The sequence below is a fragment of the Mobilicoccus caccae genome (assembly GCF_030161635.1).
GTDB lineage: Bacteria > Actinomycetota > Actinomycetes > Actinomycetales > Dermatophilaceae > Mobilicoccus > Mobilicoccus caccae.
In genome coordinates this window covers 4,228,404-4,241,499 of record NZ_BSUO01000001.1, presented here as the reverse complement: position 1 = coordinate 4,241,499, position 13,096 = coordinate 4,228,404, and the positions used below count along the sequence as shown (strand labels likewise).

General features: G+C 70.0%; 11 protein-coding genes and 1 pseudogene. 5 read left to right on the top strand and 7 right to left on the bottom strand.

Annotated features, from left to right (window positions below; translation table 11 throughout):
* Window positions 1-69 precede the first annotated feature (69 nt).
* On the bottom strand, window positions 70-348 hold the full coding sequence (locus QQK49_RS20910) for a hypothetical protein (protein WP_284305682.1): 279 nt from the start codon (window positions 346-348) through the stop codon (window positions 70-72).
* A gap of 175 nt (window positions 349-523) precedes the next feature.
* A complete protein-coding gene (locus tag QQK49_RS20905; protein WP_284305681.1) occupies window positions 524-1,804 on the bottom strand; it encodes a DUF1479 domain-containing protein in 1,281 nt (426 codons plus the stop codon).
* A 121-nt stretch (window positions 1,805-1,925) separates the two neighbouring features.
* On the opposite strand from QQK49_RS20905, the gene QQK49_RS20900 reads away from it, so the two are divergent.
* The 5 genes and pseudogenes from QQK49_RS20900 to QQK49_RS23565 all read left to right on the top strand — a co-directional run bounded on the left by QQK49_RS20900 (window position 1,926) and on the right by QQK49_RS23565 (window position 8,368).
* Window positions 1,926-3,047, top strand: coding sequence for an ROK family transcriptional regulator (locus QQK49_RS20900; RefSeq protein ID WP_284305680.1), 1,122 nt, complete (start codon window positions 1,926-1,928; stop codon window positions 3,045-3,047).
* On the top strand, window positions 3,044-3,865 hold the full coding sequence (locus QQK49_RS20895; protein WP_284305679.1) for a thioesterase family protein: 822 nt from the start codon (window positions 3,044-3,046) through the stop codon (window positions 3,863-3,865). The genes QQK49_RS20900 and QQK49_RS20895 overlap by 4 nt, the downstream gene beginning before the upstream one ends.
* Window positions 3,866-3,990: 125 nt before the next feature.
* The gene (locus QQK49_RS20890) at window positions 3,991-4,845 is read left to right on the top strand and encodes a PhzF family phenazine biosynthesis protein (RefSeq protein ID WP_284305678.1); all 855 of its coding nucleotides are present in this window, start codon (window positions 3,991-3,993) and stop codon (window positions 4,843-4,845) included.
* Window positions 4,846-4,865: 20 nt separating this feature from the next.
* Window positions 4,866-6,700, top strand: a pseudogene (locus QQK49_RS23570) (PPi-type phosphoenolpyruvate carboxykinase family protein); the annotation flags it as partial.
* Window positions 6,701-6,787: 87 nt separating this feature from the next.
* Entirely contained in the window at window positions 6,788-8,368 is a 1,581-nt protein-coding gene (locus QQK49_RS23565; protein ID WP_488803211.1) for a hypothetical protein, read from the top strand.
* Window positions 8,369-8,439: 71 nt separating this feature from the next.
* Here the strand turns inward: QQK49_RS23565 and QQK49_RS20875 are convergent, their stop codons facing one another.
* Genes QQK49_RS20875 through QQK49_RS20855 form a run of 5 tightly spaced genes read right to left on the bottom strand, consistent with a single transcriptional unit; the run spans window position 8,440 to window position 13,096 of the window.
* Window positions 8,440-9,882 carry an aldehyde dehydrogenase gene (locus QQK49_RS20875; protein WP_284305675.1) on the bottom strand — a complete coding sequence of 481 codons (1,443 nt, stop codon included), beginning with the start codon at window positions 9,880-9,882 and terminating at the stop codon, window positions 8,440-8,442.
* Window positions 9,875-10,111, bottom strand: a complete 237-nt coding sequence (locus tag QQK49_RS20870) for a tautomerase family protein (RefSeq protein WP_284305674.1) — start codon at window positions 10,109-10,111, stop codon at window positions 9,875-9,877. Before QQK49_RS20870 ends, QQK49_RS20875 begins: the two co-directional genes overlap by 8 nt.
* Window positions 10,111-10,968, bottom strand: a complete 858-nt coding sequence (locus QQK49_RS20865) for a 2-keto-4-pentenoate hydratase (protein WP_284305673.1) — start codon at window positions 10,966-10,968, stop codon at window positions 10,111-10,113. The genes QQK49_RS20870 and QQK49_RS20865 overlap by 1 nt, the downstream gene beginning before the upstream one ends.
* Window positions 10,968-12,095 (bottom strand): 4-hydroxy-2-oxovalerate aldolase, encoded by a 1,128-nt coding sequence (dmpG, locus tag QQK49_RS20860; protein ID WP_284305672.1) that lies wholly within the window; start codon window positions 12,093-12,095, stop codon window positions 10,968-10,970. Before dmpG ends, QQK49_RS20865 begins: the two co-directional genes overlap by 1 nt.
* On the bottom strand, window positions 12,092-13,096 hold the full coding sequence (locus QQK49_RS20855; protein ID WP_284305671.1) for an acetaldehyde dehydrogenase (acetylating): 1,005 nt from the start codon (window positions 13,094-13,096) through the stop codon (window positions 12,092-12,094). Before QQK49_RS20855 ends, dmpG begins: the two co-directional genes overlap by 4 nt.

The window sequence follows — 13,096 nt, the reverse complement described above, 5'->3', positions numbered from 1 at the left end:
CTCGGACCGCCGCCACATGGAGTCGATCCGAGCGAATCGGGATGGTCGAACCACCGAGGTGCCAGGGGGCTAACGCTCGGGATCGACCTCGGGCGTGCGCGTGCCGGGTGCGTGGATGTCGATCCGGTCGAACCGGAGGAGTTGATCGGCGAGGCTGCCCGCCTCGGGTGGGGCGAGGTCGATGCCGACGGCCTGCGCCTCCCGCACGACGAGGTCGCGCGCCCGATCGTGGTCGCGCTCGTCGAGCCTGTCGTGCGCCCGGACCAGCGCGTCACCGAACTCCGCCGCCTTGTCGGCGCCGACCCGGTCGACGAATGCCTGGTTGAGTTCGATGTGGCTGTGCCTCATCGGGAACGACCTCCTCCTGCTCGGGTGGGTGGGAGTACGCCACGCCGGCCCCGACCGGTGACCGGGCGCCGACGGCTCGCCTCCCAACCTAGTGCCGAAGGCCCCTCGACCGGCCCGAAGACCTGCCCCGTCCCAAGCTCCCCCGGCGTGGTGAGGGTGACGCTGAGACCGGACCTCAGATCAAGCCCATACCCCGGCGTCCGACCTCGTTGAGTTCGTCCTCGCGGTAGCGGTTCTGCCAGTCGACCTCGTAGTGCTCCTCGGGGAAGTCGCTCGGGCTCTCACCGCCGCGGAAGGCCTTGCGGACGTCGTCGGCGTAGTCCTCGTTCTTCTTGCACCACGGCGCGGCGGGGATGTACATCACGTTGCCCCACCCCTGCTGGTCGGTGACGGGGTCGACGCCGTGGATCATGTCGCAGTGCCACCACACGGAGTCCCCGGCCTGCACGTCGGGGATGCCGGCCACGGCGCGCATGAGCAGGGGGTGCCACTGCTCGTTGGCGGGGAACACCTGGTTGGGGCGCACGCCGCACATGTCGTCGTCGGGGACATCCTCCAGCAGCGGCCGCAGCATGAGGTAGGCCATGGCGTGCGGGATGGGCACCGTGTGCAGCACGCCCTGGTCGTGGGCCATGTCGGACAGCGCCGTCCAGCCCTGGAAGGTGCGGAATGCCGAGCACATCGTCGTTCCGGGGAACTGCGCGGCCTCGGTGCGGTAGGCGGCGTCCCACGGGTCGTACTTCTCGACCTCCCCGGAGAAGAGGTGGCGGAAGTGCTGCTGGTAGCCCTCACTCATCCACAGGTCGATCGTGCCCGGGTCGAGGTGCGTGCCCAGACCACCGGAGTCCGCGCCCGGAGGCCGGCGCCGGATGCGGTCGGGGTACAGCGAGTCCCGGTTGGGGTCGAACCACGTGCGCCCCTCCGACTCGTGTGTCCAGAACGAGTTGAGGAACGCCTGGACGCGCGCCATCCGCGGCGAGGTGCGGGCCTCCATCTGCGGGTGGCTCCAGTAGATGGGGTAGATCTCGGGCTTGCTGCCGACGGTGCCGAAGAAGTCGTCGCCCGGACCGCGGTAGTTCTCGAAGAAGTCGTTGGACTCGACGTACTCGACGATGCGGGAGTCCCACTCCTGCGCCTGCTCGCGGGGAAAGTGGCCGCGGACGATCGCGCAGCCGCGACGCCGGATCTTCTCGAGGAGTTCGGGAGCGACCGTGCCGGCCTCGATGTCGTCGTACTGCACGACGGGCCACGGGTTCTCACCAGCGGCGAGCTCGGCCTCGACCTGCTCGACCTCGACGCGGACCTTGTCCTCGACGGCGGCGAAGACCTCCTCGACGGTGCGGCCGGACGCCGCGATACGAGCGCGCAGGGCGGCCTTGATCTCGCGGGTGGCGGCGGCCCTGTCCTCGGGTTCGGTCTCCCAGTGGGGAAGGGTGGGAAGCGGCTGGGTGGTCATGCCTTCACTCCTCGTTCTCGGACGTCTTCGTGGGCGGATCATGCTGTCTGCTTCCGATCCTGGCAGGATCGCGCTATTTTGTAAAGGGCCCTTACTGAATCGGAGAGTGACCATGCAACGGGTGCGCATCGACACCGACAGGCACGTCCTGACCGCCCTGCTCGCCTCCGGACGCCTGACCCGGGCCGACATCGCCGTCGCGGCCGGGGTGTCCAAGCCGACGGCGTCGGAGAGCGTCCGTCGCCTCGTCGAGGCCGGAACGCTCGTCGAGGCCGGGCTCAAGGAGGGCGGACGTGGCCGGGTGGGCGTGTACTACGAACTCGCCCCGCACGCGGGACTCGCCCTGGCCCTCGACGCCGGCCCCGAGGGCATCGTCGCCGAATGCGTCGACGCGGCAGGTGAACTACGGCATCGGGAAGACCGGATGGTCGGACGGAGCACGGACCCGGCCGGACTACGAGCGGCCCTCTCCGACGTCATCCTCGCGACCGAACGGGCCGTCGGCCACGACCTCCCGCTGCGCGCCCTGTCCGTCGCCGAGCCGGTGGATCGTTCGGCCGCGCGCCTGGTTCACCTCAGCGGATCGCCGTTCGTCACCGGCGAGGTCGACCTCGCCGATCTCGTGGGGCCGCACGGCGTCGTCGACAACGACGTGCACTGGGCGGCGCTCGCCGAGATGCGTGAGAAGGATGCCGGCGGAGACACCGAGGAGCGCGACGCCTCGAGCTTCGTGTACGTGTTCCTCGGCACCGGCCTCGGTGCGGCCGTCGTCGACGGCGGGAGGCTCGTCACCGGCGCCCGCGGCCTGGCCGGGGAGATCGCGCACGTGCTGACGTCCGGTCCGGACGGCCGGGCGATGCGGGCGCTCGACGCCCTCGACGCCCTGGGGCTGCTCACCCCCGGCGGGACGGCCATCGACGTCCCCGCCCTGCGGCGCGGTTGGCAGAGCGAGGAATCCCGCACATCGCTGGTCTCGGTCGTCGCCGGCGTGCTGGCCTCGACGATCGCCCTCACCGAGCCGGCCGACATCGTGCTGGGCGGGCCCTGGGCCGACCTCGACGGACTGGCCTCCTGCCTCGAGCAGACCCTCGCGGAGCTCGCTCCCCACCGCGTGCCGGTCCGCCTGGGGCGGGTCCCCTCGGCCTCCCGGGTCGGCGTCCGCCTGGCCGCCACCGACCTCGCCCGCGCCGACCTCCTCGCAGAGCAGCTCCCGGCGACCTCGCCGACTACGCTGCGACCATGACCGACCGCGAGACGAATCCCCTGGGCCTCGCCGCCGACTCCCCGAGCTACTACCGGCAGATCGACGAGGACACGTTCATGCCGACCCTGCACGCCCAGGGCGCCTGGCAGACCGACGAGCAGCACATGGCTCCGGTGTCCGGGCTCGTCGCGCACTGCCTGGAGACGTTCAACGGCCGCGACGACATGCAGCTCTCGCGCATCACGTTCGAGATCCTCGGCATGATCCCCGCGGCGCCGAGCACGGTCGAATGCCGCACCATCCGGCCGGGACGCACCATCGAGCTCGACGAGGCCGTCCTCAGCGTGGCGGGTCGTCCCGTGGTCCGCGCGCGCGGGTGGCGGCTGTCGCGGCAGGACAGCACCGCGGTCGCCGGTGGCTTTCCCGAGCCGATGAGCAGCCCCGACTCGCTGCCCGCCTGGGACGGCACGGACACGTGGGCGGGCGGCTACATCGCCTCCCTGGAGTTCCGCCGCGACCCGGCCTCGGTGCCCGGCGACGGCCGCGTGTGGCTGTGCTCCCCCAAGACGCTCATCGAGGACGTCGACGCCAGCGAACTCGCCACGTACGTCGGGCTGGTCGACACGGCCAACGGCATCGCGACCCGTGCCCACCCGCGTGAGTGGATGTTCCCCAACCTCGACCTCACCATCCACTTCTTCCGCACACCGATCGCCGGCTGGGTGGGGTTCGACACCGACGTCGTGTTCGGTGAGACGGGCGTCGGACTGACCTCCTCGGTCCTGCACGACATCCGCGGCCCCGTCGGTCGCGCCGAACAGATCCTCACGGTGCGCGAGATCCCCACCCGGTCCTGAGACTCCCCCGCGGCGCCCCCGCGGCGCCTCGCGGCGCCTGGGCACGGCCACGTCGTGACCGGTTTCGCAGCCGGGAGTGGAGCAGTAGTTCCCCGCGATGTTCCTCCGCCGCATAGGCTCGGAGAATGGACCTCACGTATCGGATCATCAACGTCTTCGCCAAGAAGGACGACCCGTTCTCGGGCAACGCCCTGTGTGTCTTCGAGAACGCCGGGGACATGGACGACGACCTCATGAAGCACCTGTCGCAGCAGATGAACCTGGAGACGGTCTTCGTCCGGGAGTCCTCGCCGGAGGGTGGACGCATCCGGGTCCTCTCCGCAGGTGGCGAGGGACGGTTCGCCGGTAGCGCCACCCTGGGCGCGGCGCACGTCATCAGCGACATGCACGACGGGGTCCGCCAGGAGATGCGTCTGACCTCCCGCACCGTCGACGACGTCACCGTACGGCCCGAGGGCAAGGACAACTGGGTCATCAAGGCCACCAAGGCCGAGGTGCGTCACCTCAAGTCGACCCCGCAGATCCTCGCCTCGCTGGTCGGCCTGCGCATGGAGTCCATCGAGGGTGAGGTCATGGTCGTCGACTCCGGCCGCTCGGGCATCGTGCTGCCGGTCAAGACGGTCGAGGACGTGCGCAAGGCCCACCTGGACGCCCGCATGCTGCACTCCTACGCGATGCTGCTCAACACCGAACCGCAGGTGTACGTGTGGGCCGACACCGCCGACGGCCAGGTCGAGTCCCGCATGTTCTACGGCCCGCAGGGTGGTGTCGTGGAGGTCGCGGCCACCGGTTCGGGCGCCGCGCACCTGGGTCACTGGATGGCGGCCAACGGTCGCCCCGGCCGTATCCGCATCTCCCAGGGTGCGCAGGTCGGCCGCCCGTCGTTCACCGACCTCACGGTCGAGGAGAACGGCGACGTCTTCGTCGGCGGCCACGTCAACCAGGTCGCCACGGGCCGCTTCGAGCTCAACCCCTCCTGATCGGTACCTGAGGTCCCCCAATGGATGACGGCCCCGGGCGATCGCCCGGGGCCGTCGCGGCACCATCCCCCCACCTTCGATACGCAGGACGCCCCGCCTACCGCGAGAAGGACGACATGGCGCATTCCGACCAGACCTCGATGATCAACCTGCGACTCGCACTCCTGGGACATCCCGGGGTGTCGGCGCCCGACCCGAACCGGGTCGGCGAACTCGTGGCCCCGCTGCTCGACCGGCAACGGGAGTTCTCCCGCCGCCTCTCCGAACGGCCGTGCTCGGCGGACCAGCGGATCGAGACCTTCCTCGCCGACTACCTCGCCGACACCGGGATCCGCCCCCAGTTGCCCCACCGCACGTTCGTGCTGGACCGGCCCGGGTTGGCCCGCACGCTGTCCCTCCCGGTCGGCGGAGACCGGTTCACCTCCCCCTCGTGAGCAGCTACCGCATCGCCAACGGCGTTCTGCACAACCCGGCGAGCGACCGTCGCACGACGGCCGGGGTCTTCCACATCGCCGACGGCGGCCTCCCGGTGCCGGACGACAAGAAGGCCGTCCCCGCCGCGGTGTTCGGGCGGCTGGTCGAGCACGCCGTGCACCCACCCGCAGAGTCGATGACGCTGCCGTTCACTGCCGACGAGGCAGATCCCGCAGCCTGTTTCGTCTCCCTCCTCCTTCGTCCCGTCGTCGTCCCGGAGGTCCCCGGGTACGCGCGGGAACGCCGGATGGAGATCCGCTTCATCGTGCCCGGCGGGCTCGTCTCCAATCTCGACTTCGTCGAGAGCATCTTCGGCAACGGCGGCGACCCGTTCCTGCCAGAGAACGACGCGGCCCTCGATCCGGGCACGTGGACCGGGACCACCGGGTGCGTCATCCTCGCCCCGCACCTGACGCGGCTGACCAAGAAGGAGCTCGGCCTGCCGCACGTCGACGAGGCGACCGAGCGGCAGAAGCGCGACGGCATGTGCTGGAGCAGCCCGCAGGAGAAGTACAACGACGGAGGCGCGTTCAAGATCTGCGCCCGTGACGAGCGCGGCGTCATCGTGACGCTCATCGCCGACAGCTACTTCGGGTACTGCAAGAAGGAGGTCAAGACCCAGATCGGGTACTCGGCCAACCTCTACGGCGGCGTGGAGGAGGAGCACGCGGGCGGCGCCCTGGTGTTCCCGAGCTACGACCTCGGCCGGGAGTTCACCGACGTCTACACCGAGCCCGGTCAGACGATCGAGGAGGTGCTGGCACGGGACCCCGACCGCTTCGAGGTGCAGCCTGAAGGTCACGCGTTCGACCGGGAGCACGAGGAGCTCGTCCTGGTCCCCGAGCGGTCCACCTACCGTCTGCGCGAGCAGTCGGTGACCTGGGAGGGACCGGGTGGGGAGACCCGACGGATCCCCCTGCGTGCCGACCGCATCTACATCGGCCCCGGTGGTTACCGGGTCCGCCTCCATCAGGACCCGGAGCACCCGAAGGAGTGGAACCTGGTCGGCACCTCGAGCCGGGCCACGTCCTGCCACAAGCCGAGCACGGTCTCCGGCGGCGGCAAGTCCGAGATCTCCAAGGCCATCTCCGATGCGTTCGTGTCGGGCACCAGCTACACCGCGGATCTGCCCGCCGACCTCGACGCCGTCGAGGAGATCCTCCGGCGCGACTACGCCGACCGGTTCGCCGATGAGGACCGCAACGGCTCCGACCACCGCAGCGTCCTCTCACCCGACCGCAGCGCCGGCAGCGTCATCAAGCTCCTCACCCAGCGGGCGGAGTACTCGGAGGAGTACAACGCGTGGCTGGACACGATCCCCCAGCACGTCAAGGAGCTCGTCTACGTCGTCAAGGACTCCTACCGTCCCGAGTGGGGCGAGGACTGGCGCAGTCACTTCAGCGTCGGCATCATCAACGGCCGCAGCGGCAACCAGGTGCGCCTGGACGACCGCAAGATCCGCATCCACATGCTGCGGGTCGGGTTCGACACGGACGGGTCGTGGCGACTGTTCGGTCTGCGCCCCGACTTCAGCCCCGCCGTCAAGGTGCAGACGGAGGACGACATCACCGCGAGCATCGTCGTGCCCGGTGACGTCCTCGACGGCGTCGACGTGCCCGACTCCGCCTCGCGCAAGGTCGTGACGAACGCCGAGGCATTCCTCTTCCAGCGGCCCGACGACGCGGTCCACCGCGGTTACGACGGGCAGGCGGAGCGCGACATCGTCGGCCCGGGCACGTTCCTGTCCAACTTCGAACCGTTGACGCGGGAGGACGTGCGCAAGCTGCACCAGGACTCCATCGCCTTCAGCGCGTTCACGAGCCCGATGAAGGACCTGCTCACCTCGTTCGCCCACTCCCCCGAGGACGACGGGAGCCACCCCACCTACGTCGTCTGCTCCTCCGAGCCGCGCATCGTCGACGGTGCACCGACGAAGAACCCGAGGTACCTGCAGGTCCGCCCCGACCTGTCCGACCCGCTCAACACGGCCGCCGCCGACCTCGCCCTCCACCTGCACGGTGGGCTCTCCCTGAGGCGTCCGGTCACCCACCCCGTCGACGTCGTGGCGGCGGGGCGGCGCAACAACCCGCCCGAGAGCGGTGTCCCACCGCTGTCCGCGTTCAACCCTCTGCACTACATGGAGTTGCCCGAGCTGTTCATGGAGTTCATCAGCTCCATGACCGGCAAGTCCCCCTCGACCACGGGTGCGGGGTCCGAGGGTGCGCTGACCAAGGCGCCGTTCAACGCGATGCCGGCCGCCCTGGACCTCAACGCGGCGCTCCTGTCCTACATCCTCTGCGGATACGACGGCTGGATCTCCGCAGCCGGGTACGTGGGGCCGAAGGTGCGTGTCGACCACGACATCAGCCTGCTGGTGCCCGAGGTGTTCGCCCGCATGACTCCCGAGGAGCGCGACGCCGGCAACCTCGTCCGGGGTGGGTTCCTGGAGGAGATGCGGGACACCGAACACGACGGCCGCCCGGTCCTGGCCAGCCGGCTGGGCTACCGGATGACCGAGAAGTTCGCCACGTCGTTCTTCGGCCGGATCTTCATGCATCCGGGGGTGGTCTTCACGCCGGAGATGTTGCGTCCGGAGGAGCAGGACCTGGCCGTCTTCGCCGACTCCATGGCCACGATGATCGCCACGCACGAGCGCGTGGCCCGGGCCTACTTCGACGACGGCACCATCGAGTACGCCTGCCCACCCTTGCGGGCCCTGCTGGAGATCATGGCGAACGGCACCACCGCCGACGGGCACGGGCTCGGCTCGCCGGAGGTGCGCGACCTCTTCGACCGCCGGACGGTGCTGGAGTCCGACTGGTACGCCGAGCGTCTCGACGCCTTCCGTGACGCCGAGGTCGCCCGCTCCGAGCGCGCCGTCACCGAGTTGCGCACGTTCGTCGACGAGGCCGACAACGAACAGGTCGTCTCCCGGATGGGGCTCGTCGGCCGGTTGCGGCAGATGGAGAACACCGTCGCCCGGGTCCGGACTCCCGGCTACCGCAGCAAGCTCGTCGGCACCCTCGGCAGGCAACCCGGCCTGGGGTGAGGTCCGTGGCCCTCTCGGCAGAAACGGCCCCGGCGGATGCCGGGGCCGTTCTGTGTGCGCGGGAGTCGGGATCAGCGGGCGATCTGCATGACGACGGCCTTGGGTTCGGTGAAGAACTCGCGGCTGAAGTCGCCGCCCTCGCGGCCGACGCCGGAGTCGCCGACGCCGCCGAACGGGGTGCGCAGGTCGCGGATGAAGAAGCAGTTCACCCAGACCGTGCCGGCGGGCAGCCGACTCGAGACGCGGTGTGCACGACTGAGGTTCTCGGTGAAGAGCATCGCGTTGAGGCCGTAGCGGGTGTCGTTGGCCATGCCGACGACCTCGTCCTCGTCCGAGAACCGGTTGACGACGCAGACGGGGCCGAAGATCTCCTGGCAGTACGCGTCGGCGGTCAGGGGCAGCCCCGTGATGATCGTCGGGCGCACCAGCCACTTGCCCGACTCGTCGGCACCCCCGGTGACGATCGTGCCCCCGTCACCCGGCACGCCGTCCACGTAGCTCTTGACCTTCTCGTAGTGCTTGCGACTGGCGAGCGCAGAGAACTTCACCTCCGGGTCGAAGGGGTCCCCGATCGGCAGCGCCTCGGCCGCCTCCTTGAAGCGCTTCATGAACTCGTCGTAGATGCCGTCCTGCACGAACAGTCGCGAGCCGGCCAGACAGATCTGCCCGGAGTTGCGGAAGATCGCCTCGACCGCCCAGTAGACAGCGTTGTCGATGTCGGCGTCGTCGAACACGATGTTCGCGCCCTTGCCACCGAGCTCGAGCGAGACCGGGGCGAGGTGGGTCGACGCGGACTCCATGACCTTCTTGCCGGTGACCGAGGACCGGGTGAAGGTCACGCGGTCGACGCGGTCGTCACCGGTGAGGGTCGACCCCACCGGCGCCCCGTACCCGTTGAGCACGTTGAGCACGCCGGGCGGGAACCCGGCCTCGACCGCAAGGCGCCCGAGCAGCGTCACCGACGCCGGGGTGTCCTCACTGGGCTTGATGATGCACGTGTTTCCCCAGGCGATGGCCGGCGCGATCTTCCAGGTGGGCATCATCAGCGGGAAGTTCCACGGCGAGATCGCCGCGACCACACCGGCCGGGCCGAACTCGCTGTAGCTGTGGTGACCCGAGTCCATCGGGAACACCTGACCCATGTTGTCGCGCTGGTGGTCGGCGAAGAACCGGAGGTTATGCACCGAACGGCCCACGTCGTGTTTGGCCTGCGCGAACGGCTTGGCCATGTTGCGGGAGTCGTAGCCGGCGAGGTCGTCGGCGCGATCCTCCATGAGGTCGGCGAGCCGGTGGATGGCCTTGGCCCGCTCGACCCGGCCCATCCTCGGCCAAGGCCCCTCGTCGAACGCCCGGCGCGCCGAGGCGATCGCCCGACGGGCGTCCTCCGCGCCACCTTCGGCCGCCTCCGCCCACACCTCCTGCGTCCACGGGTTCCAGACGTCGAACCGGCCGCCGTCGACCGACTCGACCTCCTCGCCCTCGATGATGTGACCGAAGAACTCCTGCTCAGCCATGGTCGGCGCCCTTCTGCGGATCGGATGGGTTCGAGGTGCCCGCGCGGCGTTCGGCGATCGTGACGTCGCCGGCGGCGAAGTGTTCCGCGGGGATCTCCCGCACGACGACGCGGATGGTGTCCTTGGGCGCGATGTCGGCATCGACCAAGGCCTGGGTCACGCCCGAGATCATCGACCGCACCTGCGCGGGCGAGCGACCGGTGGTGAGCGTGACCTCGACCAGGGGCATCAGGCGTCCTGCGGTTCGTCGCCGCCGTTGATGAAGATCGAACCGAGAGAACCGAAGTGGCAGGCGATGCTCGACCCCGGCGGCGCGAACACCGCGTCGGTCATGCCGCCGGTCAACACGATCCAGCCCGCCTCGATCGCGAGGCCCCGCTTGGCCAGGTCGTTGGCGGCGAGCGCGAGCGCCTCCGCCGGGTGCCCCTGCACGGCCGCGCCCGTGGCGGAGTCGACGATCTCGCCGTCGACCTCCACGAGCACTCCCTCGGTGAACAGGTCGACCTCCGTCGGTGCCAGGGCGATCGGACCGGTGACGAACGCGCCGCTGCTCGCGTTGTCGGCGATGACGTCGCCGGCGGCGAACTTGAAGTCGGCGTAGCGGCTGTCGATGATCTCGGCGCCGCCGTAGACCGCCTCGACCGCCGCGAACGCCTGGGCGCCCGTGATGCCGGGCCCCTCGAGACGATCACGCATGACGAACACGATCTCCGGCTCGATGCGGGGATGGATGAGCCGGTCCTGCGGCACCGGGTCGCCCGCGGGCAGGGTCATCGCGTCGGTGAGCCAGGCGACGAACGGCACCTCGACGCCCATCCGCTGCTGCTTGGCCCGGCTGGTCAGTCCGAGCTTGACGCCCACGAGCTTCTCGCCCCGCTCGAGACGCCGGCACAACGTCTCGTCCTGGATCGTGTAGCCGGTCTCGACGTCGAGCTCGGGCCACTCGTCGGTGAACTTCACCCGCTCACGGCGCTCGGCCTCGCAGGCCAGGAGCTCCGTGGCGACCGAGTCGACGTCCCACCCGGCCTCCGGGGCCACGCCGGTGCCGACGCCCGTGGTGTTCTGCTCGCTTCCCTCCCCGCTCACTAGACCGCACCCGCCTTGTTCGTGTCGTTGAGGTGCCGCTCGGCCGCGAGCGAGAGGGCGACGTCGATGATCATGTCCTCCTGGCCGCCGACGTACCCGCGCTCGCCGACCATGGCGAGGATCGCGTGCGTGGGCACCCCGTACCGCTCGCTGGCGCGCTCGGCGTGCTTGAGGAAGCTGGAGTACACCCCGGCCTGACCCTGCGTGATCGACCCGCGGTCCATGTACGGCAGCTCGGGGATGTAGGGCCGCACCACGTTCTCGGCGGCCTCCAGCAGGGCGTCGACGTCGAGACCGGTGTCGACACCGAGCCGATCGAAGGTGGCCGCGAGGACCTCGGTGGGGCTGTTGCCGGCGCCCGCGCCGAGAGCGGACATGGCGCCGTCGATCTGCCGCGCCCCGGCCTCGTAGGCGAGGATCGAGTTGGCGACGCCGAGGGAGAGGTTCTGGTGGCCGTGGTAGCCGACCTGGGCGTGCTCGCCCACCGCGTCCACGACGGCCGCGACCCGGTCCTTCGCCTCGTGCAGGATGAGCGCGCCGGCGGAGTCCACGACGTACACGCACTGGCAGCCGGCGTCGACCTGGATCTTCGCCTGCTCCGCGAGCTTCTCGGGTCCGACGCGGTGGCTCAGCATGAGGAATCCGACGGTCTCCATGCCGAGATCGCGTGCGGCGCCGAAGTGTTCGTAGCTGACGTCGGCCTCCGTGCAGTGCGTCGCGACGCGCAGCACCTGCACGCCGAGCTCGTGGGCCGCCTTGATGTCGTGCACGGTCCCGACGCCGGGGAGGATGAGCGAGGCGATCTTGGCCTGCCGCGCCTCCTCGACGGCGACCTGGATGAGCTTCATCTCATCCGTGCCGGAGAACCCGTAGTTGAAGCTCGAGCCGCCGAGACCGTCGCCGTGCGCGATCTCGATGACCTCGATGCCGGCGTCGTCGAGCGCGCGGACGGTGTCACGCACCTGGTCGACGGTGAACTGGTGACGCATGGGGTGGCTGCCGTCGCGCAACGTCGTGTCGGTGATCCGCACCGCGCGCTTGGTGCCGACTGCATCGGTCGTCGTCCGTTCCTGCTGCAGCGACTCGGTGCCGCCCTGCGCCTCGGGTACCGCCGTGACCTCGCTCATGCCAACGCTCCGCTCGTGAGGGTGGTGTCGTCCGCCTCGTCCCACTGCGCACCGGCGTTCGCCGCCGATGCCTGTCCACCGAGCCGGTGGGCCATGAGGACGTCGCCGATGCGGGCCGCACCGGCGGTGATGATGTCGAGATTGCCCGCGTAGTCGGGCAGGTAGTCGCCACGTCCCACGACCTCCACGAAGACCGCGACGCGGGTCATGCCGTTCCACGTCGGGCGGGCCGGGTCGTACTGGGGCTCGGCCTTGAAGTCGTAGCCGGGCACGTACTCCCGCACCCGGTCGCGCATGGTCATGATCGACTCGGTCAGGCGGTCCTGGGCGGCGCCGGGCTCCGCGTACTCGGCGGGGATGGCCGCGAACACCGTGTTGCGCATCTTCATCGGCGGCTCGACCGGGTTGAGGATGATGATGGCCTTGCCCTTGCGCGCGCCACCGACGACCTCGATCGCGCGGCTGGTCGTCTCGGTGAACTCGTCGATGTTCGCGCGGGTGCCCGGTCCGGCCGACCGGCTGGACAGCGACGCGACGATCTCGGCGTAGGGCACATCACCGGTGACCTGGTGGATGGCCGCGACCACCGGGATGGTGGCCTGACCGCCGCACGTGATCATGTTGAGGTTCATCGCGTCGAGGTTGATGTCGAGGTTGACCGGCGGCGAGCAGAACGGGCCGATGGCCGCGGGGGTCAGGTCGACGGCGACGATGCCCGCCTCCTCATATCGAGGGGCGTTCGCGGCGTGCGCCTTCGCGCTCGTGCACTCGAAGACGATGTCGGGCAGGTCGTCCTGCTTCAGGAGCCAGTCGACCCCCTCGGCGCTGCTCTGCAGCCCGATGCGCTCGGCACGGCGCAGGCCGTCGGAGGTGGGGTCGACGCCGATCATGTACGCGGGCGTGATCCACTCGCTGCGGCGCAGCAGCTTGAACATGAGGTCGGTGCCGATGTTGCCGGGACCGACGATCGCGGCCTTGGCGGGGCGTTGGGGCAGGGCCAT

Excerpts from the sequence above, each read along its gene's own strand:
- QQK49_RS20895 (WP_284305679.1), top strand. The coding sequence starts at position 3,044 with ATGACCGACCGCGAGACGAATCCCCTGGGCCTCGCCGCCGACTCCCCG.
- QQK49_RS20855 (WP_284305671.1), bottom strand. The coding sequence starts at position 13,096 with ATGGCCCTGCCCCAACGCCCCGCCAAGGCCGCGATCGTCGGTCCCGGC.
- dmpG (WP_284305672.1), bottom strand. The coding sequence starts at position 12,095 with ATGAGCGAGGTCACGGCGGTACCCGAGGCGCAGGGCGGCACCGAGTCG.
- QQK49_RS20905 (WP_284305681.1), bottom strand. The coding sequence starts at position 1,804 with ATGACCACCCAGCCGCTTCCCACCCTTCCCCACTGGGAGACCGAACCC.
- QQK49_RS20910 (WP_284305682.1), bottom strand. The coding sequence starts at position 348 with ATGAGGCACAGCCACATCGAACTCAACCAGGCATTCGTCGACCGGGTC.
- QQK49_RS23565 (WP_488803211.1), top strand. The coding sequence starts at position 6,788 with ATGCTGCGGGTCGGGTTCGACACGGACGGGTCGTGGCGACTGTTCGGT.
- QQK49_RS20870 (WP_284305674.1), bottom strand. The coding sequence starts at position 10,111 with ATGCCCCTGGTCGAGGTCACGCTCACCACCGGTCGCTCGCCCGCGCAG.
- QQK49_RS20890 (WP_284305678.1), top strand. The coding sequence starts at position 3,991 with ATGGACCTCACGTATCGGATCATCAACGTCTTCGCCAAGAAGGACGAC.
- QQK49_RS20875 (WP_284305675.1), bottom strand. The coding sequence starts at position 9,882 with ATGGCTGAGCAGGAGTTCTTCGGTCACATCATCGAGGGCGAGGAGGTC.